The sequence below is a fragment of the Cupriavidus metallidurans CH34 genome (assembly GCF_000196015.1).
Taxonomy (GTDB): Bacteria; Pseudomonadota; Gammaproteobacteria; order Burkholderiales; family Burkholderiaceae; genus Cupriavidus; species Cupriavidus metallidurans.
This window is the reverse complement of the sequence record NC_007973.1, coordinates 1,403,454-1,430,177: the sequence shown is the minus strand read 5'-3', so window position 1 is coordinate 1,430,177 and position 26,724 is coordinate 1,403,454. Positions and strand designations below refer to the sequence as shown.

Sequence of the window (26,724 nt, the reverse complement as noted above, 5' to 3'; positions counted from 1 at the left end):
AAACAGAGGACTCCAAAATGGCTTTGTTTCCCTTGAGCTCCAATTTCGAAGGCGACTTCGTGCTTCAGCTGGTGGCGGTCGATACCGAGAACACCATGGACGAAGTGGCGGCCGCTGCTGCGCATCACTCCGTTGGACGGCGTGTGAAAGCGCGTCCCGGGCATATCCTGCGGGTGCGCCAGCAAGGTAGCAAGGAATGTTTGCCCCGAACGATGAAAGTGGCCGATTCGGGCCTCAAGCCGACCGAGTGTGTTGAGGTCATCTGGGAACCCGCCCAGCAATAACCAGGCATTCGGCAGTTGATGTGCTGGGGTCCCTTCATCAATAGAAAGGAAGTTCATGACATTTAAGAAAGTGTGCTCTCTGGACGATCTTTGGGAGGGCGAAATGGAGTCGTTCGAGGTCGATGGGCAGGAAATTCTGATGGTTTGGCCGCAGGGCGGCGACTTGAAGGCGTTCCAAGGTATTTGCCCACACCAGGACATTCCACTCATTGAAGGCAAATTCGACGGCAAGACGGTGATCTGCAGGGCGCATCTTTGGCAGTTCGATGCCTGCTCTGGAAAAGGTATCAACCCGTCGGACTGTGCGCTGGCCGAGTACCCAATCAAGATCGAAGGCGATGCGGTATTTGTGGAAACCGAGGGTGTGAAGCCGCTGTTCGCACATACGTGAGCAGCATTCGGTCCGCCAATTCGAAAGCAAGGAGAAAGCTGTGACTAAAAACGATATTGCATCGGCCCACTTTAACAACAGGGTGGGTCCGGTCATGCGTGCTGGCGAGCTCGCTGAGGCAGTAGTTGAGGCAGCGCGAGAGGACAACCCTGGCAAGGAAATTCGCGTGGACGACAAGCGCGCCTATTTGCGCATCGACACCGACGGGGAGTTAATCCTGCGCCGCGAAACGATTGAGCGGGCGCTGGGCCGGCCGTTCAAAATGCCTGACCTCGAGGTTGAATTGAGTTCGTTTGCCGGGCGTATTGAAACTATGCCCGATCAGGTCCGCTTCTACTTTGAGAAGCAAGTCTGAGTAGCGGTACCGGACAACATCCGCCCCACCAAGTAAAGATTCGAGGAGACAAGCATGTCTGAAGTTCAAGTTCTCAAGCCGCTCAAGACCTGGAGTCATCTCGCGACGCGGCGCCGCAAACCGAGCGAATACGAGATTGTTTCCACCAATTTGCACTACAACAAGAGGGATCCGAATGCTCCCTACGAGCTCGATCCGGATATGTGGATGAGCCGCTGGTTCAAGCAGCACACCCTCAATAGTCCGCTCAAGCACGACGATTGGAACGCGTTCCGCGATCCGGACGAAGTCATCTATCGCACGTACAACCTGATGCAGGACGGCCAGGAGACGTATGTCTTCGGGTTGTTCGACCAGTTCAATTCCCGTGAACATGATAAGTCGCTGGATCCCCGCTGGGCTGGTAAGCTGGCCCGGCTATATACCCCGGCCCGCTACCTGTTCCACACGCTGCAAATGGCCTCCGCTTACGTCGGCCAGATGGCTCCAGCGAGCACTATCACCAACTGCAACTATTTTCAGATGGCCGATTCTTTCCGCTGGTTGAGCCATACGGCCTATCGTACGAAAGAGTTGTCGCTAGCATTCCAGGACAAGGGCTTTGGTAGCGACGAACGTAAATATTGGGAAGATGACGTCGCCTGGCAAGGCTTCCGTGAGCTTATGGAAAAGGTTCTCGTAACATGGGACTGGGCCGAAGCGTTTGTGGCGCTCAACCTGGTCGCCAAGCCTGCGGTGGAGGAATCGGTGCTGCGCAAGCTGGGCGAGTCCGGACGCCATAACGGAGATACTTTGCTAGGCCTGTTGACGGACGCCCAACTCATCGACGCGGCACGTCACAGGCGTTGGGCCACGGCGTTGGTCAAGATGGCGCTCGAAAAGCCAGGTAACGCCGAAGTTATCAAGAATTGGATTGCCAATTGGGAATCGCTCGGCGATGCGGCTATCGATGCCTATTGCAGCACGCTTGCCGATGTACCAGACGCCTCGGAGTCGGCCAAGTCGGCGACTCGAGAGTTTCGTCGATCCCTGGGTCTGTAAGGAAAGACTTCCAGCCGATGCTGTCTCAGGGGACCATCAAGAGCGCCTGGATCACGCGCTCTTGGTGATCTTGACAGCGTAATCACAGGGATTTCATGTATGTCTGAACATCAAATACTCATAGAGGGAGAGAAAAATGCCTTTGTCCAGGCGGGGGAAGACACTGTCCTGCGGGCAGCTTTGCGCGCCGGAATAGGATTTCCCTATGAGTGCAACTCGGGCGGGTGTGGCAGCTGCAAGTTTGATCTTCTGGACGGAGAGGCCGAGAATCTTTGGCCAGACGCGCCAGGGCTGACCGAACGCGATCGCCGTAAAGGTCGTCTGTTAGCGTGCCAATGCAGAGCCAAGGGGAACATACAGATAAAGGTGCGCGTCGAGGCGGACCATCAAGCTCAAGTGAGGCCGAAGCGACTGCTGGCCAAGTTTGTGGAATCGCATGAAGTCACCCACGACATTCGCGAATTTCGCTTTGTGACGGATGGCCCGGCCACCTTCTTGGCGGGACAGTATGCGATGCTTTCGGTCCCTGGTGTGACCGCGCCGCGAGCCTACTCCATGTCTAACACCGGCAATGATCGAGGCGAGTGGCATTTCCAGATCCGGCGCGTGCCGCAAGGTAAAGCGACAGAGCAGTTGTTCCATCACCTTCGTGCGGGCGATCAACTGGAGATCGATGGACCTTACGGCCTTGCTTTCTTGAGAACGGAGGCCCCACGCGACATTGTTTGCGTAGCGGGCGGGTCGGGTCTTGCACCGATGGTGTCAATTGCACGTGGCGCGTCGCAGTCCGGCATGCTGGAAACACGCCATCTCCATTTTTTCTATGGTGGGAGAACGCCGTCAGACATTTGCGGAGAATCGTTCCTGCGCATGTTACGTGGCTACGACGAACGCATTCATTTTTACCCCGTCGTGTCTTTGCCGGGTGAGGCCTCCGGATTTCAGTGGAGCGGTGAAACGGGATTTGTTCATGACGTGGTTCGGCGTGTGTTCGGGGATACGCTGTCAAATTTTGAGTTTTATTTCGCCGGTCCTCCACCTATGACTCAGGCTCTTCAGGAGATGTTGATGATCGGCTACTGTGTTCCTTTCGAACAGCTTCATTTCGATCGTTTCTTTTAATGAAGCGTCCACACGACTTGCGAATTAATGTCAATGCAAGTCTATTAATCAGAGGAGAGTAATCGATGAAACTGTACTACAGTCCTGGCGCTTGTTCGCTTTCACCGCACATCGTATTGCGTGAAATGGGCTTGACATTCGAGCTCGAAAAAGTGGATCTGCAAAGCAAAAAAGACCGAGAGCGGTTCTGACTTTCGCAGCGTCAACCCCAATGGTTATGTGCCGCTGCTGGTTCTCGACGATGGGCAGGTGCTCACGGAAGGTCCGGCGATCGTACAGTACTTGGCCGATCGGGCTCCCGAAGCGCGGCTTGCGCCTGAAGCCGGGACGATGGAGCGCTATCGTTTGGTGGAATGGCTAAACTTTATTTCGACCGAGCTTCACAAGGCTTTTGCACCGCTTTTCAATCCTAAAACGCCGGAAGAATGGAAAGCCATCGTAAATGATTTGATCGCGGCGCGTCTGGCTTATGTTGAAAAAAAGCTCGGTGGTCAGGTCTATCTGATGGGAGATAACTTCACGGTTGCTGATGCTTATCTGTTCACCGTGCTGTCTTGGGGCAAGTGGGTCGGCGTAGATATCGGACGCTGGCCGACTTTGCAGAGCTATACGAATCGAATTTCTTCTCGCCCGACCGTGCAGGCCGCGCTCAAAGCCGAGGGTCTGATCTAACGAAGACCGGTTCTTGTTGCCCCAACTTTTTCGGAGTTTTGGGGTTCAAGATTTTCCTTTAGAGGCCAGTTCAAAAAGGCTGCTCCGTACGCCTGAAGATGTTCCAGCAGACGAGGGCGCAGCCGAATTTCAAGAATGCTTCGTGAATGTCAGCTCGACGATCGAAGCGTATGCGAAGACGACGGAAGTTGTGGAGCCACGAGTGAGTCCGTTCAACGACCCAACGGAATTTGCCCAGACCACTGCCATGTTCAGTGCGGCGCCGTGCGATCACCGGTTTGATGCCGCGTTCGCGCAATCGTTGACGATGCGGATCGGAATCGTAACCACGATCGGCATAGATGACCTTGGGTCTCTGAAGTGGTCGGCCGCGCGCGCCACGGATCGGGGGAATCGCGTCGACGAGCGGCAGCAACTGGGTGACGTCGTTGCGGTTCGCGCCTGTCAGGATGGCGCTGATGGGAACGCCATTGGCGTCTACGAGGATGTGGTGTTTGGAACCGGGTCGCGAGCGATCCGTGGGGTTCGGGCCAGTTTTTCGCCCGCCCCAACAGCTCGTACCGACGAGGAATCGACGGCAGCGTATGAAAGATCGATCTGCCCGGCCTCGCGCAACTTGTCGAGCAGCAGTTCGTGCAGTCGATCCCATACGCCTGCTTTGCGCCAGTCGTTCAGTCGTCGCCAGCAGGTCGCGCCGGAGCCAAAGCCCAATACGGTCGGCAGGTGGTTCCATCGCAGTCCGGTTTTCAACACGAACAGGATGCCATTCAACGCCGCCCGATCCGATACGCGTGGGCGACCAGGATGCCCTTTGCGCCGGGGCTTGGGCGGCGGCAGTAACGGTTCGATCAGTGTCCACAATTCGTCATCAATAATCGGCGCTTCCATCCCTTGGGTTCCGTTGTTCAGACATCCAAGGTTAACAGCTTACCGAGAAAGTAAACAGCCGCCTCAGGGGTTTTTGAACTGGCCTCTTAAGTATGAAGAGGGGTTGAGACATCAGGATACGGGAAGGTGAAAGCACCACTTATGCTAACTAATCTATAAGGAATCCAAAATGAAAGCCGCAGTCTATTACGGTCCGCAGGATATTCGCTGTACGGATATTCCAGACCCTGTCATTCGCTCCGACCACGAAATGCTAGTCAAAGTAACGGCCACATCGATATGTGGCTCCGATTTGCACCTTTACCGGGGCGCGCTTGATGGAATCATGGAAAAAGGCAAGTCCCAAACAGGTCATGAGTTGATCGGCGAAGTCGTGGAGGTCGGTAAGAGCGTCGGGCGCTTCAAGCAGGGGGATCGCGTCAGTATGGGGTACTCAGTCTCATGCGGCCACTGCTACATGTGCGAGGTTGGGCAGACCGCACATTGTGAGACTACCAAAAACGCAGTCTATGGATTCGGCATACCTTTCGGCAGCATCAATGGAACTCATGCGGAGGCCCTGATCGTCCCTCACGCGGATGGTCACGCGATGAATGTGCCGAAGGGAATTCCCGATGAAGCGGCGGTTACGCTTTCCTGCAACCTGCCGTCGGCAATCATCGCCAACCGCCTGGCCGATATCCAGGTCGGGGAGAATGTTGCACTGGTGGGCTGCGGGCCGACGGGTATGATGACTCTCGATATCGCGCTGCACAGAGGGCCAGGGCGCGTGGTTGTGCTCGATAAGGTTGCCCATCGTCTTGACGTCGTGCGCAAAAAAGGGGGCGTGGCGATTGATGCGAACCAGGAAGACTGGAAAGAAAAAGCACTGGCAGAAACCGGCGGACGTGGCTTTGACAAAGTGATCGAGGTGGTCGGTTATCCCGAAACCCTACAGATGTGCCTCGATCTGGTTCGCCCCGGCGGAACGGTTGCCGCGATCGGCGTTTTCTGCGACTCAACTTTCAATCTGAATTTGGCCGATGTGTTTCTGCGCAATATCAGCTTGCACATGAATGGCTTCGCTAACGCCCAGCCTTACATGTGGGAGGCATTGCGGCTGATGGAGCGTGGTGTGATCAATCCGCAAGAGTACTTTTCACACGCGTTCGAACTTGCTGATGTCGACAAGGCATTCTCGGTCTTTCATCAGAAATCGGACAGCGCAATGAAGGTACTGATCCGGCCATAAAGCTGCTTCGACGTAAAGCGAGGGTGAGCGCGAGAACGCTCATACCATTATTAGAAAAAATCTGGTAAGGAGACGAAATTGAAGATCAATCAGAGTTGTGTCGCTGTGCGGGTGATCGTGGTTTTTTCGGTCGCGTTATTTGCGATGGGCACTGCGAAGGCTACTGACGTGTTCAATCTGGAGGGCTATGGCCCCGTGTCCCGCGCCATGGGGGGCACAGGCGTGGCGTACGACATTGGCGCGGCCGCCATGATGACGAACCCGGCGACGCTGGGCTTGATGGAGCAGGGGGCCTATCTAGATTTCGGGCTGGATGTCATCAACACCGATATCAACATACGAAACGCCGCCACCGGGGAATCAGTTTCTTCTGGCAATCACGGCAACAACAACGGCCCCTACTTCGCGCCCGAAGCCGCATTCGTGTATCGGGCCGGGAAGTATGCATTCGGCGTGGGGGCCTTCGCGGGAGGGGGACTCGGCACGCAGTACGGCGGCAGCAGCTTTCTGTCGCGCACGACCACCAACGGCATCAACACCGGCTTCGACAATTTTTCGCGTCTCCTGGTGTTGCGCATTCCGTTTGCCATGTCTTACGACGTCACGGACAAGCTGACGGTCGGCGGCTCGCTCGACGCGGTCTGGACCTCGCTGAATCTCGGCATGCTGCTGGATGCCTCGCAGATCGGTACGCTCGCGGCCCAGCACCGCGCGTCCGGCACGCTGCTGCCCGCGCTCGCCAGCGTGCCAGGCCTGTCGGGCGGGTATATCAACTCCGCGCATAACGGAATCGTGGGCGGCGGTGCCGATGCCTGGGGGATCGGCGGCAAGCTGGGCCTCACGTATCGCCTCACGCCGGACACCGTGTTTGGCCTGGCCTACAACTTCAAGACGCGCGTGGGCGATCTGGGCGGCCATGCAACGTTGTCGGCAGTAAGTTCCGTTGCCGGAAACATCCCGCTCGACGGTCAGATCACGGTCCACAGCTTCGAAATGCCCGCGCAGTTCACGGCAGGTATTAGTCACCGGTTAAACGATCACTGGAGCGTTTCGGCCGACTATCAGCGCGTGTTTCTCGCGAGCGTGTTCAAGGACATCAACGTGAGCTTCGTGCAGTCGGGCACGGGGGCGAACCTGAACCTGTCGCTGCCGCAGAACTACCGTGACATCAACGTGTTTGGCGTGGGGGCGGAATACCGCTACAACGCGAGCCTCGCGTTCCGTGCGGGCTTCCATTATGCGCAGGAAGCCATACCCAACAATATGCTGTTGGCCGTCATTCCCGCCATCCCGACCACGACCCTGACCGGCGGCGTCTCTTATGCGTTCAGCCAAAACAGCAAGATCGACCTCGGCATATCATTCGCACTGCAGAAGACCTTGACGAACACGAGTCAGCCCAACACCTCCGTGCCGATAAAGGTGACCCACTCGCAGATCAACGCAGCGGTGGCCTGGCAAAAACGGTTTTGATGCAGAGGCGGGCGCGGGTGGGGTTGACCCTGTAGGTCAGGACTGTCAGACACCGTTAAAGGCAAACATTGTGATTATTGACGTACCACGTTCATCGGCGAAATTTAAGCCCACAAGAGGTCGCGTGAGTCGGGAACAGCAATTTTTGTGTTCACGAAGCCGGACATTGAAGTCATGAATGACCAAAGACGTTTTTAGACATAATGTATTGGACCTGCCGTACCTCAAGCGACGCGGGTTAAGCTTGAGGCTAGTGTCCTGAATTTGACGCTCGTAGAAGGGAAACGGAAGCGGACGCTCGTGCAATGAGATCTACGCGAAAATCCGCTAGCCGTTCAGGAAGTGGTACTTCCCCCAGAGGGCGCGGTCTAGCGTAAGTCGCATTGCGCAGATGATTGCTCCGAGTCATCAGAGGTCGACAAACTATGTTTGACGAGTCAAATATACTGACGCATCGGGGATGCAAAGCACCTGCAGGCGTGGACGAACGCCTGGTTTGAGGCGGCCGTCGAACTAGGTTTTATCCGGTGGCCCTATGTACCCGACAAAGAAGTCGTCAAGCGTTTGCATGGCTACTTCAATGCAGGGTTGATGCCAATGGAAGCCGCCCAAGCATGCTTTGCGGCGAAGCATTGAGAAAGATCGATGATGATTCAACCAAGAAAAATCATACGAGGTTGTTAAGGGAAATCAAGTTATTGCTCGTTGCCGGATACTGGATATATGGAGTTGCAAATGTCGGATTCTTTAGAAATTGCGAATACAGTCACCGCAAATGGTATAAAAACCAATTATCACGATCGTGGTCAGGGAGTGCCTGTTCTTTTGATTCATGGATCGGGCCCTGGAGTAACCGCATGGGCGAACTGGCGCCTCACAATCCCTGAACTCGCGAAGCAGTTTCGCGTCATCGCACCGGACATGGTGGGCTTTGGATATACCGAGCGGCCGGTGGGTATCCGGTATGACATGGATACCTGGGTCGGGCATGCGCTCGGGTTGCTGGATGCGCTTGGCATTGACAAGGCTCACGTGGTGGGCAACTCTTTCGGAGGGGCTCTGGCCTTGGCGCTGGCCATCCGGGCGCCCGAAAGAGTGCGCCGATTGGTCCTCATGGGCAGCGTGGGTATCTCCTTCCCGATAACGGAGGGGTTGGACAAGGTTTGGGGCTACGTTCCGTCAATCGACAACATGCGAGAGTTGCTCGATGTTTTTGCGTTCGACCGCAATCTCGTAAATGACGACCTCGCTCGCCTGCGTTATGAGGCAAGCATCCGGCCGAACTTTCAGGAAGCGTTTTCAAGTATGTTTCCGGCACCGCGCCAGCGTTGGGTGGACGCTATGGCGAGCCGGGAGGAGGACGTCGGCTCGCTTCCGCACGAGACACTCATCATCCATGGGCGCGAAGACCAGGTCATCCCGCTGTCCAATTCCTATACACTGCTCAGACTGATTCCACGGGCGCAGCTGCACGTGTTCGGCCGCTGTGGCCATTGGACGCAGATTGAACATGGAGAGCGATTTAACCGGTTGGTCGGTGACTTCTTCTCGGAAGAGGCGCTTTAAGCCTCCGCGCGGAGGCCTTTGGGGGGCGTTCAAGTGACGCCAACGGCATGTGGCAACGAACGGTCCCCCAATTAGGTTTTCGTTCCAGGCAGGTTTACGCACCCGGTGAGAGCGTGCGAGACGATGAACTTTTAAGAAAGAGCCCTGACTGGCGATTTCCTGAGGAGGGAACATGAAGGAGGAGAAAGGGAAAGCGGGAGAAATAGACAGAGGAATACCGCTTTTCGTGCCAGATGTAGTGGCTGATCTGCATTTTCCGGACATTCGGGATCTGGCGGAACGGCTTCGTTTCAATCCTGCGGACGGTCGCATCTGGCTCGACGATCGTCGAATGGTCTTGATCCATACGGACGCGTTTGCTTCACTGCGACAGGAACTCATCGAAGCTTTAGGTAGCGATGCTGCGCGCGGATTGCTGACCCGCATGGGATATCTATCGGGTTCTCGGGATGCCGCGCTCGCACGAAAGGTTCGCGGGCAAGACAGCGCATTTGATGCCTTCGCGGTAGGTCCTCAACTTCACGCCCTGGAAGGCATCGTCCTGGTAGAACCTGTCAGAGTGGATATCGACAGCACCACCGGTCAGTATTACGGGGAATTTCTGTGGAAAGACTCGTCCGAGGATGAGGCTCACATATCCGTGTACGGCATCGGCTCCGAACCAGCCTGCTGGATGCAGATTGGCTACGCGTGCGGCTACACGAGCGCTTTCATGGGCCGGCGTATTCTATACCGGGAAGTCGAATGCCGCGCGATGGGCAATACATTATGTCGAATCATTGGAAAGCCCGTGGACGAGTGGGACGCCCCCGATGCGGATCTTCGGTATATGCTGCCACAATCTCTGGAGAAACGTCGCTTTGTCGCGTTGAAAAGTTCAGGGCCAGCCCCGACTGACTCTACAGATCATGAGTGTGTGCCTTGCAAGCCTGACGAAGTGCCTGTCAAAGAAGGACCAATAGGGGCGTCTGCTGGATTCAACGCAGTGATGCACAAAATATTCAGAGTGGCTCCCACTAGTGCGACCGTTTTACTGATGGGCGAGAGCGGCGTGGGCAAAAGCCTGTTTGCTCGGGAACTGCACAACAGAAGTTCGCGTGTAGGGAAACCATTCGTTGAATTAAATTGTGCAGCTCTTCCCGATTCGCTGATTGAATCGGAGCTTTTTGGTGTGGAGCGAGGGGCATTCACCGGCGCATCCGATGCCCGCGTTGGGCGTTTCGAAAGCGCAAACGAAGGGACCATTTTTTTGGATGAGATTGGTAATCTCAGTCTAACCGCTCAAGCGAAGCTATTGAGAGTTTTGCAAACGGGGGAGATGGAGCACCTCGGGAGTTCAAAGACGGTTAAGGTAAATGTTCGGGTAATTACTGCGACTAATGACAACCTCAAACAGGCGATAAAAAGCGGGCGTTTTCGTGAGGATCTTTTCTACCGGCTGAATGTATTTCCAATTGTTATTCCACCTTTGCGTGAAAGAAAGGATGATATCCCGGTTTTGCTGGAATTTTTCATAAAGAAATTTTCAAAAAGGCATGGTCGGTCCCTCAAGGGCTTATCCAATCGTGCGCTTCATCTATTGCTGGATTACTCGTGGCCCGGGAATATCCGCGAGATGGAAAATGTGCTCGAACGTGGCGTTATCCTCGCCGAGGAAGGCGGTACGCTCGATGTATGCCACTTGTTTAGTAGCGGTGACACCGTGGAATGTAAGGGTGCTTTTGGTTTAAGCGACCTTGGGTCGCTTGCCCTCGATTCCATATCGACGAGCGCTCCCCCCGAGACGATCCGCAAGAGCGGAGAAGCCCCGGAGGGGCTCGAGGATTGGGCAGCGCTTGCTGTACAGATGAACAAAGCGACACTTTGCGAGGTCGAAGATGCGCTCGTACGCGCGGCACTCAAAGCCGCGAACGGGAACATATCAGAAGCCGCACGTCTTCTCGGATTGACACGCGCGCAACTCGACTACCGTGTCAAGAAGTTGAACAATTCAATGCCAATCTCGACGGAGAAGTAGAGAGCGCAAAGCACCAGCGTTTGGGATCAACCGAATCGAAGATCTGCTTCGGCTTTGTTCGGGAGGTTAGGGGCGCTGGTGGTGCAGACGCAATTAGGCTTTTTTAACGCACCTCGCCTGACCAAATGCATTCCATTGATTGATCAGGTTGGCGATAGCGCGGCCTTCCTGAGTTTGTGACGCGATGCGACGCGTCAGCAGCGTGTCGCCGATGCAGCGCTTAATGCGCGAAAATTGCGCCTCAACGCGAGCGCGCAGGCCATAGCCATATTTGTTCTGGAATGCATACTGTCCCTTCTCTTTCAGATAACGCACAAGTTGATCGTGCCAACGATTTTGCTTCGCGTCATCGACCGCATCGGCCTTGGGAGGAATCACCGGCACGACGCCGCTGGCGAGCAGTTGTTCATTGCGCTCGATCTGGTAATACGCCGTATCGGCAATGAGTCGATCGATCTTACCGACTTGCGGCAACAGCAAATCGAGGCCGCTACTGTCTCCAGTGCCGGTATCGGTGATTTCCACTGCCAGTACGACGTCTCCCCCGATTTGAGTAGCGCGCGGATTTAGAGTCCAATCACGTAGTCAGGAGATTGGACATGAAGAAGCGATTCACGGAAGAGCAGATTATCGGCTTCCTGAGGGAAGCTGAGGCGGGCATGCCGATCAAGGAGTTGTGCCGCCGGCACGGCTTCTCGGAGGCCAGCTACTACCTGTGGCGAAGCAAGTTGGGCGGCATGAGCGTAGCCGACGCAAAACGTCTGAAAGAGCTTGAGGCCGAGAACGCCAGATTGAAGAAACTGCTGGCCGAGTCGCTGCTGGAAAACGAAGTCACGCGCGAGGCGTTACGAAAAAAGTGGTGAGCGCACCGTCACGCCGAGATCTGGTGCGCCATATGACTCATCAGGGCTTGAGCGAACGCCGAGCCCTGATGGTAATCGGCATGAGCGCCAGCGCCTATCGTTATCAGCCAGCACCGGACCGCAATCTGGCGTTGCGGGCGGAGATTGTGGCGCTGGCTCACCGACATCGCCGCTACGGTTCGGGGATGATTTATCTGAAGCTGCGGCAGTCGGGCCAGTTGGTGAATCACAAGCGGGTCGAGCGGCTGTATGCAGAAGCGAAGTTGCAGGTGCGCCGCCGCAAGCGTAAGAAGGTGCCGGTTTCGGATCGTCAGCCGCTGGGGCGGCCGTCGGCGGCCAACCAGGTCTGGTCTATGGATTTCGTGTTTGACCGAACCGCGGAAGGCCGTGTGATCAAAAACTTGACCGTGGTCGACGACGCGACGCATGAAGCCGTGGCCATTGTGCCGGAGCGAGCTATCAGCGGACACGGACTGACGCGCATTCTGGAACGCGTGGCATTGCATCGCGGTCTGCCGAAGGCGATTAGGTGTCGTGTCCCGGCTGATTGGTAACACGTCTGTTGAACAGTTCGGGGTGTGATCGCTGCCATTGTTTCATGGCCTGGATGGGGCTGACATGCCCCAAGGCTTTCTGTGGCAGTTGGTGATTGTACAGCCAGACATACCGCAGGATGGTGGCCTCAAGTTCTTCGCCGGAATGGAAGTGATGGGTGCGCAGGATGTCGGCGATGCGCCCGTTGAAGCGTTCAACCATGCCGTTGGTCTGCGGGTGTTTTGGGCGGGTCAGGCGATGCTCAATGCCTAGCTCCTCGCAGAGCTGATCGAACTGATGCCTGCCGGTCGGCGTACGCTCTCCCCGTGTGATGAAGCGATCCGTGAATTCCTTGCCGTTGTCGGTCAGGATCGTTCGGATACGGAAGGCAGCGGCCTTGTGCAATTCCTTCAGGAAGCGCCGGGCGTTGGTAGCGCTCTTGCTGGCATAGACACGCACGAACACCCAGCGGGTGGCGCGATCAATGGCCACAAACAGGTAACGCCGCGTGGTTTCGTCCGCCATCTGCGGCAGGTACTTCACATCGATGTGGACGAAGCCGGGCTCGTAGGCCTTGAACGGCTTGGTCCTGGGGCGATCCACGCTCAATGCCTCGCGCGCCGACACTCCATGGCGTTTGAGCATGCGGTGCAAGGCAGCGCGTGAGACGGTCGGATGGATGAACTCGCGTACGACTGCCAGCAGGTCATCCAGCGAAAGGCCCAGGCTTTTACGCAAGACGAGCACGATGGACTCCTGGGCCGGCGTCAGCGTGGTTTGCAGTCGATGAGGGGTATGGGAGGCGTCATGAACCGATGCACGCTTCTTCCAGCGAGCGATGGTGGAGACACTCACGCCAAAGCGCTGGGCCAGAACCCTCATGGGCTCCTTGCTGACCTGGATCTCGGCGCGGATCCTGGGTGTCGTGGTGGCGTTCTTGTGCAGCCTCAGATGCATCGTTTCAGCTCCAGCATGACCTCTCGGGCCAAGAGTAAACCACGGCGTGAACCAATTAACCAATCATCAGGGACACGACACTGCAGGACCACCTGCAGATCCGCTCGGTCTACAAGGTGCAGGGCGCCAAGACCCTCAACACCCTGGCCAGCTCGCTCTGGGGCAAGGCCCTGATCGGACTGGAATATGCGCTCAGGCGCAGCGGACCCATGAGCATGGCGCCCAGCCAGCTCGGGGCATTCACCAAGAGCGACCCGTCACAGCCGCATGCCAACATCGAATACCACGTGCAGCCGCTGAGTCTGGATGCCTTCGGTGAGCCGCTGCATCCGTTTCCGGCCTTCACCGCCAGCGTCTGCAACCTCAACCCTGGCAGCCGCGGACATGTGCGCATCCGCTCGCCGCGCTGCGAGGACGCGCCGGCCATCGCGCCCAACTACCTGAGCACCGACGAAGACCGCAAGGTGGCGGCCGACAGCCTGCGCGTGACCCGCCACATCGTGGGCCAGCCCGCCATGGCCAAATACCGGCCCGAAGAGTTCAAGCCCGGGCCCCAGTACCAGAGCGACGAGGAGCTGGCGCGCCTGGCCGGCGACATCGCCAGCACCATTTTCCACCCGGTGGGCACGACGAAGATGGGGCGCGACGGTGATCCGATGGCGGTGGTCGACAGCCACCTGCGGGTGCGCGGCGTGGCCGGCCTGCGGGTGGTGGATGCGGGCGTCATGCCCACCATCACCAGCGGCAACACCAACAGCCCGACGCTGATGATCGCGGAGAAGGCGGCGCGCTGGATCCTGACCGGGGCCTGAAGTGCTGCGGCCGGTTCAGCGCAGCCGACCGATGTAGCGGCTGGCCAGGGCCGCCTGTGCGCTTGAAAGCGGGCCTTCTTCGGCCGGACCACTGGCGGGCGCCGGCGGCGCGGGTGTCTGCGAGCGAGGGCCGGTCCAGACCGGGCGGGCAGGGGGGGTGCGGCTGGCCAGCAGGCCCTCGACCCGGTCAGCCAGGGGCAGCAGTTCCTCGATCTGCTCGCTGCGGGCCTTTTCGCGGGCGAACTCGATCATGGCGCGCGCGTACTCGGCGTTGGTCGCCATCCATTCGGTGTCGGTGACACGGCCGGTCTTGCGGCGCAGCAACACGTGCATGTGCGCAGCGGCCGCCAGCAGATCGGAATCGGATGCGGGCATGGGCAGCTTTCTGTTGTTCCAACGACCCACTGAATTGAGCATTTCCCGTGCCAGTCCCTCAGGTGACCGAGGGTAAGCCCCGACGCACAGCACTGGTGCAAAAGCGTACATTGTCGGCACTCGCGAACGGTGCTCTGCACCGCGCAACGCGGGGAACCGAGGAGACAACCCACGATGGAAACCTTTTACGAGATCATGCGCCGCAAAGGCATTTCGCGCCGCAGTTTCATGAAGTACTGCTCGCTCACCGCCACCTCGCTGGGGCTGGCACCGAGCTTTGTGCCCCAGATCGCCCACGCGATGGAAAACAAGCCGCGCACCCCGGTGCTCTGGCTGCACGGTCTGGAATGCACCTGCTGCACCGAAGCCTTCATCCGCTCGGCCCACCCGCTGGCCAAGGACGTGGTGCTCTCCATGATCAGCCTGGACTACGACGACACCCTGATGGCCGCCGCCGGCCACCAGGCCGAGGCCATCCTCGAAGAGATCATGACCAAGTACAAGGGTCAGTACATCCTGGCGGTGGAAGGCAATCCGCCGCTGAACGAAGACGGCATGTTCTGCATCCAGTCGGGCAAGCCCTTCATCGACAAGCTCAAGCACGTGGCCAAGGACGCCAAGGCCATCATCGCCTGGGGTTCGTGCGCCAGCTGGGGCTGCGTGCAGGCCGCCAAGCCCAACCCGACCCAGGCCACGCCCATCCACAAGGTCATCACCGACAAGCCCATCATCAAGGTGCCGGGCTGCCCGCCCATCCCCGAGGTGATGACGGGCGTGATCACCTACATGCTGACCTTCGACCGCATTCCCGAGCTGGACCGCCAGGGCCGCCCGAAGATGTTCTACAGCCAGCGCATCCACGACAAGTGCTACCGCCGCCCTCACTTCGACGCCGGCCAGTTCGTCGAGGCGTGGGACGACGACTCCGCGCGCAAGGGCTACTGCCTCTACAAGGTGGGCTGCAAGGGCCCGACCACCTACAACGCCTGCTCCACCGTGCAGTGGAACGAGGGCACGAGCTTCCCCATCAAGGCCGGCCACGGTTGCATCGGCTGCTCGGAAGACGGCTTCTGGGACAAGGGTTCGTTCTACGACCGCCTCACCGACATCCACGCCTTCGGCATCGAAGCCAATGCCGACCAGATCGGTGGCACGGCCGCCGGCGTGGTGGGCGCGGCGGTGGCGGCCCACGCGGCCATCTCGGTGGCCAAGCGCGTGCGCGACAACAACGCCCGCAAGCCCGACGCATCCACACCCGCCAACCACTGACACGACCGAGGAACAAGAACATGGGTGCTTACGAAACTCAAGGCTTCCGCATGGACAACACGGGCCGGCGCATCGTCGTCGACCCGGTGACCCGCATCGAGGGCCACTTGCGCTGCGAGGTCAACCTCGACAGCAACAACGTGATCCGCAACGCCGTCTCCACCGGCACCATGTGGCGCGGGCTGGAGGTCATCCTCAAGGGGCGCGACCCGCGCGACGCCTGGGCCTTCGTGGAGCGCATCTGCGGCGTGTGCACCGGCTGCCACGCGCTCGCCTCGGTGCGCGCGGTGGAGGACGCGCTGGGCATCCGCATCCCGCTCAACGCGCACCTGATCCGCGAGATGATGGCCAAGACGCTGCAGGTGCACGACCACGCGGTGCACTTCTACCACCTGCACGCGCTCGACTGGGTGGACGTGGTGTCGGCGCTGAACGCCGACCCGAAGAAGACCAGCGATCTGCAGCACATCGTCTCGCCCTCGCACCCGATGTCCTCGCCGGGTTACTTCCGCGACGTGCAGAACCGCCTGAAGAAGTTCGTCGAGAGCGGCCAGCTCGGCCCCTTCGCCAATGGCTACTGGGGCTCCAAGGCTTACGTGCTGCCGGCCGAGGCCAACCTGATGGCGGTGACCCATTACCTGGAGGCGCTGGACCTGCAGAAGGAATGGGTCAAGGTGCACACCATCTTCGGCGGCAAGAACCCGCACCCCAACTACATGGTGGGCGGCGTGCCCTGCGCGATCAACATCGACGGCGACGGCGCGGCCGGCGCGCCCATCAACATGGAGCGCCTGAACTTCGTCGAGGCCCGCATCAAGGAGATGATCGACTTCAACAACAACGTCTACATCCCGGACGTGCTGGCCATCGGCACCCTCTACAAACAGGCGGGCTGGCTCTACGGCGGCGGGCTTTCCGCGCTCAACGTGGCCGACTACGGCACCTACGAGAAGGTGCCCTACGACCACAGCACGCACCAGTTGCCGGGCGGCGTGATCCTGGACGGCGACTGGAGCAAGATCCACGAGATCGACCCGCGCGACCCGGAACAGGTGCAGGAGTTCGTGACCCACTCCTGGTACAAGTACGCCGATGAAAGCCAGGGCCTGCACCCCTGGGACGGCGTGACCGAGGCGAACTACCGGCCCGAAGGCCCGAACTTCAAGGGCACGCGCACGAAGATCGAGCAGCTCGACGAATCAGCCAAGTACTCGTGGATCAAGTCGCCGCGCTGGCGCGGCCACGCGGTCGAGGTCGGTCCGCTCTCGCGCTACATCCTGGGCTACGCGCACGCGCTGCAGGGCAACCAGTGGTGCCAGCGCGTCAAGCAGCAGGTGGACGAGGCGGCCACTGCCATCAACAGCGCCATCCCCAAGGCGCTGGGCCTGCCCGAGACGAACTACAGCGCCAAGCAACTGCTGCCCACCACCATCGGCCGCACGCTGGCACGGGCGCTGGAAAGCCAGTACGCCGCCGAGATGATGATGGACGACTTCCGCCAGCTGGTGCAGAACATCAAGGCCGGCGACACGTCCACCGCCAACGTCGAGAAGTGGGACCCCAAGACCTGGCCCAAGGAGGCCAAGGGCGTGGGCACGGTGGGCGCGCCGCGCGGCATGCTGGGCCACTGGATCCGGATCAAGGATGGCAGGATCGAGAATTACCAGTGCGTGGTGCCCACCACCTGGAACGGCTCTCCACGCGACCACAAGGGCCAGATCGGCGCCTTCGAGGCCTCGCTGATGAACACGCCCATGGTCAACCCCGAGCAGCCGCTGGAGATCCTGCGCACGCTGCACAGCTTCGACCCTTGCCTGGCTTGCTCCACCCACGTGATGAGCGAAGACGGCCAGGAGATGAGCCGGGTGAAGGTGAGATGAGCCCCCGCCTGCGGCGCTTCGCGTCTTCCCCCCGAAGGGGGGACGCACCTGGTGGTCCGGCGGAGCCGGTTCCAAGGGTGCCCTGGACAAGACCGCCGCACCGCCATGAACAGACAACGAGGAGAACAACGATGAAGAAACAGACAGCGCGCGGCCTGATGGCCGCCACCTTGCTCGCCGGCGTGGCCGGCGCCGCACAGGCCCACACCGGCCACGGCACCAGCAGCCTGTTCGAAGGCCTGGTGCACCCCTTCGGTCCTGACCACCTGCTGGCCATGGTCGCCGTGGGTGTGTGGTCGGTCTCGGCGCTGCCCGCGAACAAGGCCTGGCAAGGTCCGGCCGTGTTCCTGCTGGCGCTCATTGCGAGCGCAACGCTGGGCATGCTCGGCGTGACGGTGCCGTACCTGGAGCACGGGGTCTCGCTCTCCGTGGTGATGTTCGGTGCCATGCTGTTGCTCGCAGGGCGTGCCAGCGTGCCACCCGCGGTGGGCCTGGGGCTGATCGCCGCAGCCGCTTCGCTGCACGGCCTGGCACACGGCTCCGAAACGCCGGAGAGCGGTTTCGCCGGCTATGCGATCGGCTTCCTGCTCACCACAGCGGTGTTGCACCTGGGCGGTGTCGGCATCGGCCTGGGCATTCGGCGCTGGCTGGCCGAGCGCAGCGGTTGGGTGCTCAGCGGCCTGGGCGCCATGCTGAGCGCGGCGGGCCTTTACCTGTTCGGCCAGCTCGCCTGAACGCCCTGCACAACCGCCATCGAAGGAGGTCATCGCCATGTCCGCCACATCCCCTTCCGCACGCACCAGCGCCGCCGATCACGACGCGCTGGAATTGCAGCGAGGCCAGACCATCAAGTCCGTCTACGTGTACGAAGTGCCGGTGCGCCTCTGGCACTGGATCAACGCGCTCGCCATCACGGTCCTGTGCATCACCGGCTACTTCATCGGCGTGCCGCTGCCGACCATGCCGGGCGAAGCCAGCGCGAACTACCTCATGGGCTACATCCGTTTTGCGCACTTCGCGGCGGGCTACATCATGGCCGTGGGCCTTCTGGGGCGGGCCTACTGGGCGCTGGTGGGCAACCACCACGCCAAGGAGCTGTTCTGGGTGCCGGTGTTTCAAAAGGCCTACTGGGTCCAGGCCTTCAACATGCTGCGCTGGTACCTGTTCATGATTCCCAAGCCGAACCAGTACGTGGGCCACAACCCGCTGGCGCGCTTCGCCATGTTCTTCGTGTACCTGATGCTGTCGGTGTTCATGGTCGTGACCGGCTTTGCGCTCTACAGCGAAGGCGCGCAGGCCGGCTCCTGGCAAGACCACCTGTTCGGCTGGGTGATCCCGCTCATGGGCCAGAGCCAGGACGTGCACACCTGGCACCGCCTGGGCATGTGGGGCATCGTGGTGTTCGTGATGCTGCACATCTACGCGGCGATCCGGGAAGACATCATGGGCCGCCAGAGCATCGTGAGCACGATGATTTCCGGTCACCGCACGTTTAAAGAGTAACTCCCCCCCGCGCCGCCTTCGGCGTCACCCCCCCCTCTGGGGGCGGTGCTGGAGGCCCGGCGAAGCCGGTTCCTCGGCACCTCTTGATCAAGGCATCTCTCTCGTTCTGTTTCTTCATCATGACGCGCATTGGTCCACGTTCATCGCACCCTGCCGCACCGGTTCTTCCGCCGGTGGGTGTGCCGCTGCGCGTGCCCACGCACCCTGGGCGGCTGCTGGCGCGCACCTGCTTGTTGCCGCTGGCGTTGAACCAGAGCGAGGCGGCCCGGCTGCTGGGCCTCTCGCGCCGCCGCCTGCACGAGCTGGTGCATGGCCAGCGCGCAATGTCGCCCGACACCGCCATCCGTTGTGCGCGTCAGTTCGGCATCGACGCCGGCTTCTGGCTCGCGCAGCAGGCCGCCTGGGACAGCTTCCACGCCTGGAAGCGCCTGTCCTCGGGTTCGGCCACGTCCCCTTTCCCCCGCTGATTTCACACAGGCTTGCCTGCCATGCGCACCACTCCGACCGAATCCACCTGTCACCCCGGTGGTGACACTCTGCCGGCCCGCATCGTCGTGCTGGGCATCGGCAACCTGCTCTGGGCCGACGAAGGCTTTGGCGTGCGCTGCATCGAAGCCCTGCAGCGCCGCTGGGAGTTCGCCGACCACGTGCAGCTGATCGACGGCGGCACCCAGGGCCTGTACCTGATCCAGCACGTGCAGGAGGCCGACCGCCTGCTCATCTTCGACGCCATCGACTACGGCCTGGCGCCCGGCACCTTGAAGCTGGTGCGAGACGACGACGTGCCGCGCTTCATGGGCGCCAAGAAGATGAGCCTGCACCAGACCGGTTTCCAGGAAGTGCTGTCGCTGGCCACGCTGACCGGCAAGTACCCGCAGCAGGTGCTGCTGATCGGCTGCCAGCCGCAGGAGCTGGAAGACTACGGCGGCAGCCTGCGCCCGGTCGTCAAGGCCGCGATGGAGGACGCACTGGCGCTGGGCGTGGCCGAACTCGAACGCTGGGGCGCACGCCCCGTCGAACGCCGGACCCCGTTGGCCCCGCGCGAGGCCGTGACGTTGGACGAGCTGGCGCTGACCGCCTACGAAGCGCAGCGACCCGCCGCGGAAGAAGCCTGCCGCATCGGCGACGACCGGCTCCTGGTGAAGGACCTCTGACATGTGCATCGGCATCCCCATGCAGGTGGTCGAGGCCGATGGCCGCTTCGCCTTGTGCGAAGGCCGCGGCGAGCGCCGCCGCATCAACACCGCCCTGGTCGGCGAGGTCTCCAGCGGCGATTGGCTGCTGGTCTTCCTCGACGACGCGCGCGAGCGCATCGATACCGACCGCGCGACCGAGGTGAACGCGGCGCTGGACCTGGTGCTCGGTGCCATGCAGGGTCTGGAGGCGCAGGATGACGCGGGCTTTGCCCTGCCGTCGCAGATGAGCCCGGAACAAATGCGCGCCCTGACCGGCGCCTGAACACAAGGAGACACCATGATTGAAACCACAGAAGCCCACGCCCCCCTGGTCCAGCGCCTCGCGCGCGAGTTCGGTGCCACCTGGGTCGACGAGACCAGCGTCGCCGACTGGAGCGCCGGCGGCGGCGACCGCGTTGTGCTGCTGGCCGGCGACCCGGTGCGCTTTCCCGAAGGCGTGGACGTGGCGGCGGTGCTGCCCGAACTCATGAAGTCGTTCCCGAACCGCTTCCGCATCGCCGTGGTGCCGCGCGACAGCGAGGATGCGGTGGCCAAGCGCTACGGCTCTCAGCGCTGGCCCACGCTGCTGTTCTTTCGCGACGGCCAGTACGTGACCGCCATCGCCGGCATGCAGGACTGGGACGTGTACCTGTCCGGCGTCGCCGCCGCGCTGGCCATGCCGCCCTCGCGCCCGCCCACCATCGGCATTCCTGTCGTCAGCCAGACCGGCGGCAGCAGCTGCCACTGAGCCCGCCGACCGAACCCCCACAGGAGACCGCATGAAAGCCTTCCCCATTCCCGTCGTCGCCCTCGGCCCCGGCACCCAGACCGAGGACGAGCACCTCGACTACCTGCCCATGCCCAAGGACATGGACACCTACCGCGCGCCCATGCTGCCTGAGCCGGAGGAAATCGCCGGTCGCACGGCTGCGCGCGAGGCCCTGGCCCAGGTGCTGGCGCTGCTGGACCAGGCCGCCGAGGGGGCGCCCGGCGGGCAGGTGGGTCTGCTGTCGCTGTCGCCGGAAGACCGGCAGCTGGTCAACCAGGTGATGGGCGAGGGCGAGGCCAGCGCCATCGTGCGCGAGGAGTCCTCGTCGCTGGAAGTGCGCATCCAGGAGTCGGTGTTCGCCGGTGTCTGGCGCATCATGAGTTTCAACGGCAGCGTGCTGGTGGACGATGTGATCGAGGTCGGCCCCGTGCCCATGCAGCTGCGCATCACGGCCGACGAAGACGCTGAGAGCCTCTACCGTCCCTGGCGGGGTCTCTTGCCTGCCAATGTACAGAACGCGCCGCTGCTGGTCGAAGAGATCCGCGACCAGATCGCGCGCTGGCAGCCAGGCCAACCGCCGCACGTGGTCAATCTCACGCTGCTGCCGGTGACACCGGAAGACATCGCCTACCTCGACCACCAGCTGGGCACCGGCCGCGTGCTGCTGCTCTCGCGCGGCTATGGCAACTGCCGCATCACCAACACCCGGCACCCGCACTGCTGGCGCGTCGTCTATTACAACTCCATGGACAGCGTGATCCTCAACACCGTCGAGGTGGTCGACATGCCCGAGGTGGCCATGGCGGCACCGGAAGACCTGCGCGATTCGCACGAACGCCTGGCCGACGTGCTGGGCTATCTTGAGCAAGCCTGAACGCCATGAACGGTGACCGATTCGAGGGCTTCGAAGGTTCGTACCTGGGCAACCGGGACGTGCTCAAGCCCGGTTCACGCCTGGAGTGCAAGATCTGCTGGTGGGTCTACGACCCCGCGGTGGGCGACCCTCAGTGGCAGATCCCGCCCGGCACGCCGTTTGCTGAGCTGCCGCCGCACTGGCGCTGCCCCAACTGCGACTGCGATGCCGAACAGTTTCTCCTGCTCAATGACTGAGATGGAACAGCGCGTCGCGGCTTTGGTCAGTTTCTACCGTCAGGTGGAAACCAAACGCATGCAGGGCATTCCCATCCTCAACCCGGCGCTGAGCGTGGAGGCGGTGGGCTTCCGGCCCGCCGATGCTGACGAGACGGTGTCGGAGGGGGTTCTCATCACGCCCTGGTTCATGAGCCTGGTGCGGCTCCCGCTGGCGGTGCAGGACCACGGAGGCAGGGTCGGGCGCAAGCGCGTGATGGCATTCGGCAAGGAACGCTTCGACTTCATCGGCGCCCACGACCCGGACATCGGCTTCCATGAAGCATGCGCCCTCTTCTCGCCGATGGCAGACTTCCGTAGCCAGGATCAGGCGCGCGACACCGCACTGGCGGTGCTCGATCAGCTGCGTCCGCCCCCGCCGGCCGCCAAACCGGTGGCCGAAACCATACCCGCGCGCCGGGCCTTTTTCCTTGCGCGCGGCGCGGGGGTGCGCTCATGAGCGCCGCGTCAGTCCTGGAGGGCGTGTCGTGACCGATCTGGCCGGACACCTGCAGCTGCGCCCGGGTGCTTCGGTACCCCACAGCCTGCACAGCACGCGCCGGGCCTGGGCCGCGCAGCTCGCGCCCGGTCGTTCGGTCGAAACCTGGCCGGCCCTGCTGGCGGGGCTTTTCAGCCTGTGCGGCCATGCGCACCGTACCGCCAGCCAGCTGGCCATCAGCGCGGCTGCGCCCGGCCTGCTGCCCGTGACCGACGCCGTGCCCGCCATCCTGCAACGCGAAACTGCGCTGGAACACCTGCGTCGAATCGCGCTGGACTGGCCGCGCCTGCTGGCCGATCCAGCGGCTGCGCAGGCAGCGGCGGCTCAGGCAGCCGAGAGCCTGCGCCGCTGTCCGCTTATCGCAGCGCCACAGGAGGTTGCGCCCTGGCCCCGGTTACGCCAGTGGTTGCAGGACGAGTGGCTGAAGATGAACCCGGCCACCTGGCTGCGGGCCTGGCAGGCCTGCGGCGCCGACTGGCTCGACGACTGGAGCCGGCGCCACAACGGCTGGCTGCCGGCCCTGCTGCAAGCCACTCGCCAGGGCGATACGGCCTTGCCACAGGCGCACACCCAGGCCCTGCGTCCGCATGAGGGCGAGGCCGGCCTGCGGGCACTGGCCGAGGCGCTGGCTGCATCCGATCACTTCGCTCTGCAGCCGCGCTGGCAGGGGTGTACGGCCTGCACCGGCGCCTGGAATCGTCTGCACGACGCTGAGCCCGCCCAGCCCTGGACGGCCTGGGCCCTGCTGGGCAGCCGGCTGGCCGAATTGGTGCGCCTGTGCCTGCCCGATGCACCGGGTGAAACCGGGGCCGGCAGGCTGGCCTGGGGTGCGCTGGCCACCGGGCCTCGGCAGGGCCTGGCCTGGGTGGAAATGGCGCGTGGTCTTCTGATCCACCAGGTGGCGCTGGACGAAAAACTGCCTGGCCAGCCATACCGGCTGCGCTCCGCCCAGGTGCTGGCGCCTACCGAATGGAACTTCCACCCCGAAGGCGTGGCCGCACAGGCGCTGGCCGCCCTGCCGCCAGACATGCCCGGGCTTGCGGCCCGGGTGCGCCTGCTGATGGCAGCGCTGGATCCCTGCGTTCCTTTCGAGATCGCGGCGCCTTTGGTGCACGATGCGCCTCTGGAGGTCAACCATGCATGAAGCGAGTCTGGCTGGCGGTGTGCTGCAGCTGGTGGAAGATACCGCACGGCGGGAAGGCTTTGCACGCCTGCTCGAACTGCGGCTGGAAGCCGGCCAGCTGGCCGGTGTGGATGTTCGAGCCCTGCGCTTTGCGCTGGAGAGCATCGCACCCGGTACCCTGATGGCTGGTGCACGCATCGAAATCGAGGAGCCGCCTGGTCAGGCATGGTGCCTGTCATGCAGCCAGACGGTAGCCATCGCGCAACGCGGCGACGCCTGTCCTGCCTGCGGTGGCTACCAACTGCAGCCCACGGGCGGCATGGAATTGCGCATCATTGACATGAAAGTCAGTGATGATTGAAACCCGTTTGAAGGAGACCCAGCATGTGTGTCGTATGCGGATGCAGTGACAACAGCCCGACTCATGCGCGGCATGTGCAACAGGCCAGCGGTGAGCCCGGCGTGATCACGGTGAATCCGGCCAATGGCGACCTTCACTTCGGCGCCGGTGTGGCCCGCGTGTCGGTGCCGGGCATGAGCCAGGAACGCGCCATCAAACTGGAGACCGACATCCTGGGCGCCAACAACCGTGTGGCACAGCAGAACCGTGCCCACTTCGAATTGCATGGCGTGACCGCGCTGAACGTCGTCTCCAGCCCCGGCTCGGGCAAAACCACGCTGCTGTGCGCGACCATCGAGGCGCTCAAAGCAAGGCAACCGGGCCTGCACGTGGCCGTGATCGAGGGCGACCAGCAGACCAGCTTCGACGCCGATCGCATCCGCGCGACCGGCGCACCCGCCATCCAGGTCAACACAGGCAAAGGCTGTCACCTGGACGCGCCCATGGTGGCCGAGGCGTTTGCGAAGCTGCACACGCATGAGCATGCAGACGGGCATTCTCACGACCATGTGCATGACCGCCACGGCCATCACCATGGTCATGGTCATGGTCATGAGCACGATCATCACCACCACGGCGATGCCCACAGTCTGCTGTTCATCGAGAACGTGGGCAATCTGGTCTGCCCCGCCATGTGGGACCTGGGCGAAGCCGCCAAGGTGGCCATCCTCTCGGTGACCGAGGGCGAGGACAAGCCGCTGAAGTACCCCGACATGTTCGCGGCCTCGCAGCTCATGATCCTGAACAAGACCGACCTGCTGCCGCACGTGAAGTTCGACGTGGCGCGCTGCATTGCCCTGGCGCGGCGCGTGAACCCGGCCATCGAGGTGATTCAGCTCTCGGCCACCACCGGCGAGGGCATGGACGCGTGGTTGCACTGGCTGGACCACGCGATGAGTACCCATCACCATCATCACGACGAAACGGTGTCCGAGGAAGCAGCACTGCGTGAGCGCGTGAAGCAGCTCGAAGCCGAGCTGGCCCGCGCGAAAGCAGTCCTGTCCGCCAAGACCCCGATCTGAGAGACACGACCCCATGAGCGCAACCGTGCTCGCCGTCGGCGCCTGGCTGAAAAACGCGGCCTGCCTCGTGCTGGACGGCCGCGCGCACTGGTCGCCGGTGCATGGCGACCTCAGCGACCCGGCGGCCTGCGACGCGCTGGAGCGCTCGGTGCAGGCGCTGGCGCGGCAGGCGGAAGCCGCCGGTGCGCCGGTGCAGGCCATCGCACACGACCTGCACCCCGACTTCTTCAGCACCCAGCTGGCCATCGCCACCGCCGATGCGCTGGGCGTGCCGGCCATCGGCGTGCAACACCACCACGCGCACCTCGCGGCGGTGATCGCCGAACACGCCATCGATGGTCCTGTGGTCGGGCTCGCGCTGGATGGTGTGGGCCTGGGCACGGACGGCACGCCCTGGGGCGGCGAACTGCTGTGGCTGGAGGGTGCGCAGTGGCAGCGCCTGGGCCACCTGCAGCCGCTGGCCCTGCCTGGCGGCGACCGCGCGGCGCGCGAACCCTGGCGCATGGCCGCGAGCGCGCTGCACGCGCTGGACCGGGCAGACGAGATCGTGCCGCGCTTCGCACCGGTGGTGGGCGAGGCCGTGGCGGCGGGCGTGCGCCAGATGCTGGACAAGCGCCTGAACTGCCCGCTGACCAGCAGCGCCGGCCGCTGGTTCGACGCCGCGGCGGGCGCGCTGGGCCTGTGTCACCACCAGCAGGACGAAGCCCAGGCGGCCATCGCGCTGGAGCAGGCCGCGACCCGCGCCATCTCGGCGCTGCCCGATCTGCCGCCGCTGGCCGGTGCGGTGCGCCACGACGACGGCCGCATCGACCTGCGCGCCGTGCTGGCGCAACTGTTCGACGCCCCCGATGCCGACACCGGCGCCGCGGGCTTCCACCTGGCCTTGGCCGACGCGCTGGCCGAGGCACTGATCACTGCCGCGCGCGGGCGCGGCGCCCGCACCGCCGCGCTGGGCGGTGGCTGCTTCTTCAACCGCATCCTGCGCGAGCGTACGGTGCAGCGTCTGCAGGCCGCCGGTCTGCAAGTGTTTCAGACCGGAGACAGGGGCTGCGGCGACGCCGGGCTGGCCATCGGTCAGGCCTGGGTGGCGGCGCAGCAGCTCCAGACCCCAAGACAAGAACCCCACGTTGAGGAGACCGTTCCATGTGCCTAGCCATTCCCGCGCGCCTCGTCGAGAAGCGCGACCACGACCAGGCGGTGGTCGACCTCGGCGGCATCCGCAAGCCCGTGTCCATTGCCCTGGTGCCCGAGGCCGAAGTCGGCGATTACGTCATCGTGCACGTGGGCCACGCCATCGGCATGATCGACCCCGAGGAGGCCGAGAAGACCCTCGCGCTGTTTGCCGAGATGCAGGCCATGACCGGCGCGTAGGTGC

At 62.0% G+C, this 26,724-nt stretch carries 29 protein-coding genes and 3 pseudogenes; 28 read left to right on the top strand and 4 right to left on the bottom strand.

Features of this window, described 5'->3' with window-relative positions; genetic code table 11:
* Positions 1-17: 17 nt before the first annotated feature.
* The 6 genes and pseudogenes from RMET_RS06635 to gstA all read left to right on the top strand — a co-directional run bounded on the left by RMET_RS06635 (position 18) and on the right by gstA (position 3,865).
* Complete coding sequence (locus tag RMET_RS06635) at positions 18-284, top strand: toluene-4-monooxygenase system B family protein (RefSeq protein WP_011516081.1); 267 nt, start codon at positions 18-20, stop codon at positions 282-284.
* Between the two features lie 55 nt (positions 285-339).
* On the top strand, positions 340-675 hold the full coding sequence (locus RMET_RS06630; protein ID WP_011516080.1) for a Rieske 2Fe-2S domain-containing protein: 336 nt from the start codon (positions 340-342) through the stop codon (positions 673-675).
* A 40-nt stretch (positions 676-715) separates the two neighbouring features.
* Positions 716-1,030 carry an MmoB/DmpM family protein gene (locus RMET_RS06625; RefSeq protein WP_011516079.1) on the top strand — a complete coding sequence of 105 codons (315 nt, stop codon included), beginning with the start codon at positions 716-718 and terminating at the stop codon, positions 1,028-1,030.
* 54 nt (positions 1,031-1,084) lie between these two features.
* On the top strand, positions 1,085-2,071 hold the full coding sequence (locus RMET_RS06620; RefSeq protein ID WP_011516078.1) for an aromatic/alkene monooxygenase hydroxylase subunit beta: 987 nt from the start codon (positions 1,085-1,087) through the stop codon (positions 2,069-2,071).
* Positions 2,072-2,170: 99 nt separating this feature from the next.
* The gene (locus RMET_RS06615; RefSeq protein ID WP_011516077.1) at positions 2,171-3,193 is read left to right on the top strand and encodes a 2Fe-2S iron-sulfur cluster-binding protein; all 1,023 of its coding nucleotides are present in this window, start codon (positions 2,171-2,173) and stop codon (positions 3,191-3,193) included.
* A gap of 65 nt (positions 3,194-3,258) precedes the next feature.
* A pseudogene (gene gstA, locus RMET_RS06610) lies at positions 3,259-3,865 on the top strand (glutathione transferase GstA).
* A 70-nt stretch (positions 3,866-3,935) separates the two neighbouring features.
* Here gstA and RMET_RS32090 read toward each other — a convergent pair.
* A protein-coding gene (locus RMET_RS32090; protein WP_085960479.1) for an IS5-like element ISRme6 family transposase occupies positions 3,936-4,753 on the bottom strand; the annotation gives its coding sequence in 2 pieces (ribosomal slippage) (positions 3,936-4,405 and positions 4,405-4,753; 819 coding nt in all).
* A gap of 169 nt (positions 4,754-4,922) precedes the next feature.
* Here RMET_RS32090 and RMET_RS06595 point away from each other — a divergent pair.
* The 4 genes from RMET_RS06595 to RMET_RS06580 all read left to right on the top strand — a co-directional run bounded on the left by RMET_RS06595 (position 4,923) and on the right by RMET_RS06580 (position 11,040).
* A complete protein-coding gene (locus RMET_RS06595; protein WP_011516074.1) occupies positions 4,923-5,984 on the top strand; it encodes an alcohol dehydrogenase in 1,062 nt (353 codons plus the stop codon).
* Between the two features lie 78 nt (positions 5,985-6,062).
* A complete protein-coding gene (locus RMET_RS06590; RefSeq protein ID WP_011516073.1) occupies positions 6,063-7,457 on the top strand; it encodes an OmpP1/FadL family transporter in 1,395 nt (464 codons plus the stop codon).
* 735 nt (positions 7,458-8,192) lie between these two features.
* On the top strand, positions 8,193-9,023 hold the full coding sequence (locus tag RMET_RS06585; protein WP_011516071.1) for an alpha/beta fold hydrolase: 831 nt from the start codon (positions 8,193-8,195) through the stop codon (positions 9,021-9,023).
* 172 nt (positions 9,024-9,195) lie between these two features.
* The gene (locus RMET_RS06580; RefSeq protein ID WP_011516070.1) at positions 9,196-11,040 is read left to right on the top strand and encodes a sigma-54-dependent Fis family transcriptional regulator; all 1,845 of its coding nucleotides are present in this window, start codon (positions 9,196-9,198) and stop codon (positions 11,038-11,040) included.
* A gap of 93 nt (positions 11,041-11,133) precedes the next feature.
* Here the strand turns inward: RMET_RS06580 and RMET_RS32085 are convergent, their stop codons facing one another.
* On the bottom strand, positions 11,134-11,565 hold the full coding sequence (locus tag RMET_RS32085; protein ID WP_080710382.1) for a transposase: 432 nt from the start codon (positions 11,563-11,565) through the stop codon (positions 11,134-11,136).
* A 74-nt stretch (positions 11,566-11,639) separates the two neighbouring features.
* Here RMET_RS32085 and RMET_RS33420 point away from each other — a divergent pair.
* A pseudogene (locus RMET_RS33420) lies at positions 11,640-12,433 on the top strand (IS3 family transposase); the annotation flags it as partial.
* Here the strand turns inward: RMET_RS33420 and RMET_RS06555 are convergent.
* Positions 12,429-13,394 (bottom strand): IS481-like element ISRme14 family transposase, encoded by a 966-nt coding sequence (locus tag RMET_RS06555; protein ID WP_011516068.1) that lies wholly within the window; start codon positions 13,392-13,394, stop codon positions 12,429-12,431. The pseudogene RMET_RS33420 and the gene RMET_RS06555 overlap by 5 nt on opposite strands.
* An 80-nt stretch (positions 13,395-13,474) precedes the next feature.
* On the opposite strand from RMET_RS06555, the pseudogene RMET_RS06550 reads away from it, so the two are divergent.
* Positions 13,475-14,206 (top strand): annotated as a pseudogene (locus tag RMET_RS06550) (GMC family oxidoreductase); the annotation flags it as partial.
* 15 nt (positions 14,207-14,221) lie between these two features.
* Here the strand turns inward: RMET_RS06550 and RMET_RS06545 are convergent.
* The gene (locus RMET_RS06545) at positions 14,222-14,581 is read right to left on the bottom strand and encodes a hypothetical protein (protein ID WP_029310277.1); all 360 of its coding nucleotides are present in this window, start codon (positions 14,579-14,581) and stop codon (positions 14,222-14,224) included.
* Positions 14,582-14,755: 174 nt separating this feature from the next.
* On the opposite strand from RMET_RS06545, the gene RMET_RS06540 reads away from it, so the two are divergent.
* The 16 genes from RMET_RS06540 to RMET_RS06465 all read left to right on the top strand — a co-directional run bounded on the left by RMET_RS06540 (position 14,756) and on the right by RMET_RS06465 (position 26,720).
* Positions 14,756-15,850, top strand: a complete 1,095-nt coding sequence (locus RMET_RS06540; RefSeq protein ID WP_011516065.1) for a hydrogenase small subunit — start codon at positions 14,756-14,758, stop codon at positions 15,848-15,850.
* 20 nt (positions 15,851-15,870) lie between these two features.
* Positions 15,871-17,730, top strand: a complete 1,860-nt coding sequence (locus tag RMET_RS06535) for a nickel-dependent hydrogenase large subunit (RefSeq protein ID WP_011516064.1) — start codon at positions 15,871-15,873, stop codon at positions 17,728-17,730.
* Positions 17,731-17,861: 131 nt separating this feature from the next.
* Positions 17,862-18,464: a HupE/UreJ family protein gene (locus tag RMET_RS06530; protein ID WP_049799686.1), complete on the top strand. Its 603-nt coding sequence runs from the start codon at positions 17,862-17,864 to the stop codon at positions 18,462-18,464.
* Between the two features lie 37 nt (positions 18,465-18,501).
* A complete protein-coding gene (gene cybH / locus RMET_RS06525; RefSeq protein ID WP_011516062.1) occupies positions 18,502-19,233 on the top strand; it encodes a Ni/Fe-hydrogenase, b-type cytochrome subunit in 732 nt (243 codons plus the stop codon).
* A 119-nt stretch (positions 19,234-19,352) separates the two neighbouring features.
* Positions 19,353-19,700 carry a HigA family addiction module antitoxin gene (locus tag RMET_RS32080; protein WP_080710402.1) on the top strand — a complete coding sequence of 116 codons (348 nt, stop codon included), beginning with the start codon at positions 19,353-19,355 and terminating at the stop codon, positions 19,698-19,700.
* 21 nt (positions 19,701-19,721) lie between these two features.
* Complete coding sequence (locus RMET_RS06515) at positions 19,722-20,387, top strand: HyaD/HybD family hydrogenase maturation endopeptidase (protein WP_011516060.1); 666 nt, start codon at positions 19,722-19,724, stop codon at positions 20,385-20,387.
* 1 nt (position 20,388) lies between these two features.
* Complete coding sequence (locus RMET_RS06510; protein WP_011516059.1) at positions 20,389-20,691, top strand: HypC/HybG/HupF family hydrogenase formation chaperone; 303 nt, start codon at positions 20,389-20,391, stop codon at positions 20,689-20,691.
* A gap of 15 nt (positions 20,692-20,706) precedes the next feature.
* Entirely contained in the window at positions 20,707-21,156 is a 450-nt protein-coding gene (locus RMET_RS06505; protein ID WP_011516058.1) for a thioredoxin domain-containing protein, read from the top strand.
* Between the two features lie 31 nt (positions 21,157-21,187).
* Entirely contained in the window at positions 21,188-22,051 is an 864-nt protein-coding gene (locus RMET_RS06500; RefSeq protein WP_011516057.1) for a hydrogenase expression/formation protein, read from the top strand.
* A gap of 5 nt (positions 22,052-22,056) precedes the next feature.
* Entirely contained in the window at positions 22,057-22,287 is a 231-nt protein-coding gene (locus RMET_RS06495; RefSeq protein ID WP_011516056.1) for a rubredoxin, read from the top strand.
* 1 nt (position 22,288) lies between these two features.
* Positions 22,289-22,765 (top strand): [NiFe]-hydrogenase assembly chaperone HybE, encoded by a 477-nt coding sequence (gene hybE / locus RMET_RS06490; protein WP_011516055.1) that lies wholly within the window; start codon positions 22,289-22,291, stop codon positions 22,763-22,765.
* Positions 22,737-23,948 (top strand): hydrogenase formation protein, encoded by a 1,212-nt coding sequence (locus tag RMET_RS06485; protein WP_152560294.1) that lies wholly within the window; start codon positions 22,737-22,739, stop codon positions 23,946-23,948. The genes hybE and RMET_RS06485 overlap by 29 nt, the downstream gene beginning before the upstream one ends.
* Positions 23,941-24,288 carry a hydrogenase maturation nickel metallochaperone HypA/HybF gene (locus RMET_RS06480; protein WP_011516053.1) on the top strand — a complete coding sequence of 116 codons (348 nt, stop codon included), beginning with the start codon at positions 23,941-23,943 and terminating at the stop codon, positions 24,286-24,288. Before RMET_RS06485 ends, RMET_RS06480 begins: the two co-directional genes overlap by 8 nt.
* A gap of 23 nt (positions 24,289-24,311) precedes the next feature.
* Positions 24,312-25,349 carry a hydrogenase nickel incorporation protein HypB gene (gene hypB, locus RMET_RS06475; protein ID WP_011516052.1) on the top strand — a complete coding sequence of 346 codons (1,038 nt, stop codon included), beginning with the start codon at positions 24,312-24,314 and terminating at the stop codon, positions 25,347-25,349.
* A 13-nt stretch (positions 25,350-25,362) separates the two neighbouring features.
* Positions 25,363-26,502 (top strand): Kae1-like domain-containing protein, encoded by a 1,140-nt coding sequence (locus tag RMET_RS06470; protein ID WP_011516051.1) that lies wholly within the window; start codon positions 25,363-25,365, stop codon positions 26,500-26,502.
* Positions 26,493-26,720, top strand: a complete 228-nt coding sequence (locus RMET_RS06465) for a HypC/HybG/HupF family hydrogenase formation chaperone (RefSeq protein ID WP_011516050.1) — start codon at positions 26,493-26,495, stop codon at positions 26,718-26,720. The genes RMET_RS06470 and RMET_RS06465 overlap by 10 nt, the downstream gene beginning before the upstream one ends.
* Positions 26,721-26,724 lie beyond the last annotated feature (4 nt).

Bases quoted from the DNA above. Each gene is read 5' to 3' on its own strand.
- RMET_RS06510 (WP_011516059.1), top strand. From the start codon at position 20,389: ATGTGCATCGGCATCCCCATGCAGGTGGTCGAGGCCGATGGCCGCTTC.
- RMET_RS06495 (WP_011516056.1), top strand. From the start codon at position 22,057: ATGAACGGTGACCGATTCGAGGGCTTCGAAGGTTCGTACCTGGGCAAC.
- RMET_RS06595 (WP_011516074.1), top strand. From the start codon at position 4,923: ATGAAAGCCGCAGTCTATTACGGTCCGCAGGATATTCGCTGTACGGAT.
- RMET_RS06515 (WP_011516060.1), top strand. From the start codon at position 19,722: ATGCGCACCACTCCGACCGAATCCACCTGTCACCCCGGTGGTGACACT.
- RMET_RS06585 (WP_011516071.1), top strand. From the start codon at position 8,193: ATGTCGGATTCTTTAGAAATTGCGAATACAGTCACCGCAAATGGTATA.
- hypB (WP_011516052.1), top strand. From the start codon at position 24,312: ATGTGTGTCGTATGCGGATGCAGTGACAACAGCCCGACTCATGCGCGG.
- cybH (WP_011516062.1), top strand. From the start codon at position 18,502: ATGTCCGCCACATCCCCTTCCGCACGCACCAGCGCCGCCGATCACGAC.
- RMET_RS06635 (WP_011516081.1), top strand. From the start codon at position 18: ATGGCTTTGTTTCCCTTGAGCTCCAATTTCGAAGGCGACTTCGTGCTT.
- RMET_RS06630 (WP_011516080.1), top strand. From the start codon at position 340: ATGACATTTAAGAAAGTGTGCTCTCTGGACGATCTTTGGGAGGGCGAA.
- RMET_RS06480 (WP_011516053.1), top strand. From the start codon at position 23,941: ATGCATGAAGCGAGTCTGGCTGGCGGTGTGCTGCAGCTGGTGGAAGAT.
- RMET_RS06530 (WP_049799686.1), top strand. From the start codon at position 17,862: ATGAAGAAACAGACAGCGCGCGGCCTGATGGCCGCCACCTTGCTCGCC.
- RMET_RS06615 (WP_011516077.1), top strand. From the start codon at position 2,171: ATGTCTGAACATCAAATACTCATAGAGGGAGAGAAAAATGCCTTTGTC.
- RMET_RS06500 (WP_011516057.1), top strand. From the start codon at position 21,188: ATGAAAGCCTTCCCCATTCCCGTCGTCGCCCTCGGCCCCGGCACCCAG.
- RMET_RS06505 (WP_011516058.1), top strand. From the start codon at position 20,707: ATGATTGAAACCACAGAAGCCCACGCCCCCCTGGTCCAGCGCCTCGCG.
- hybE (WP_011516055.1), top strand. From the start codon at position 22,289: ATGGAACAGCGCGTCGCGGCTTTGGTCAGTTTCTACCGTCAGGTGGAA.
- RMET_RS32080 (WP_080710402.1), top strand. From the start codon at position 19,353: ATGACGCGCATTGGTCCACGTTCATCGCACCCTGCCGCACCGGTTCTT.
- RMET_RS06555 (WP_011516068.1), bottom strand. From the start codon at position 13,394: ATGCATCTGAGGCTGCACAAGAACGCCACCACGACACCCAGGATCCGC.
- RMET_RS06465 (WP_011516050.1), top strand. From the start codon at position 26,493: ATGTGCCTAGCCATTCCCGCGCGCCTCGTCGAGAAGCGCGACCACGAC.
- RMET_RS06535 (WP_011516064.1), top strand. From the start codon at position 15,871: ATGGGTGCTTACGAAACTCAAGGCTTCCGCATGGACAACACGGGCCGG.
- RMET_RS06470 (WP_011516051.1), top strand. From the start codon at position 25,363: ATGAGCGCAACCGTGCTCGCCGTCGGCGCCTGGCTGAAAAACGCGGCC.
- RMET_RS06580 (WP_011516070.1), top strand. From the start codon at position 9,196: ATGAAGGAGGAGAAAGGGAAAGCGGGAGAAATAGACAGAGGAATACCG.
- RMET_RS06540 (WP_011516065.1), top strand. From the start codon at position 14,756: ATGGAAACCTTTTACGAGATCATGCGCCGCAAAGGCATTTCGCGCCGC.
- RMET_RS06545 (WP_029310277.1), bottom strand. From the start codon at position 14,581: ATGCCCGCATCCGATTCCGATCTGCTGGCGGCCGCTGCGCACATGCAC.
- RMET_RS06620 (WP_011516078.1), top strand. From the start codon at position 1,085: ATGTCTGAAGTTCAAGTTCTCAAGCCGCTCAAGACCTGGAGTCATCTC.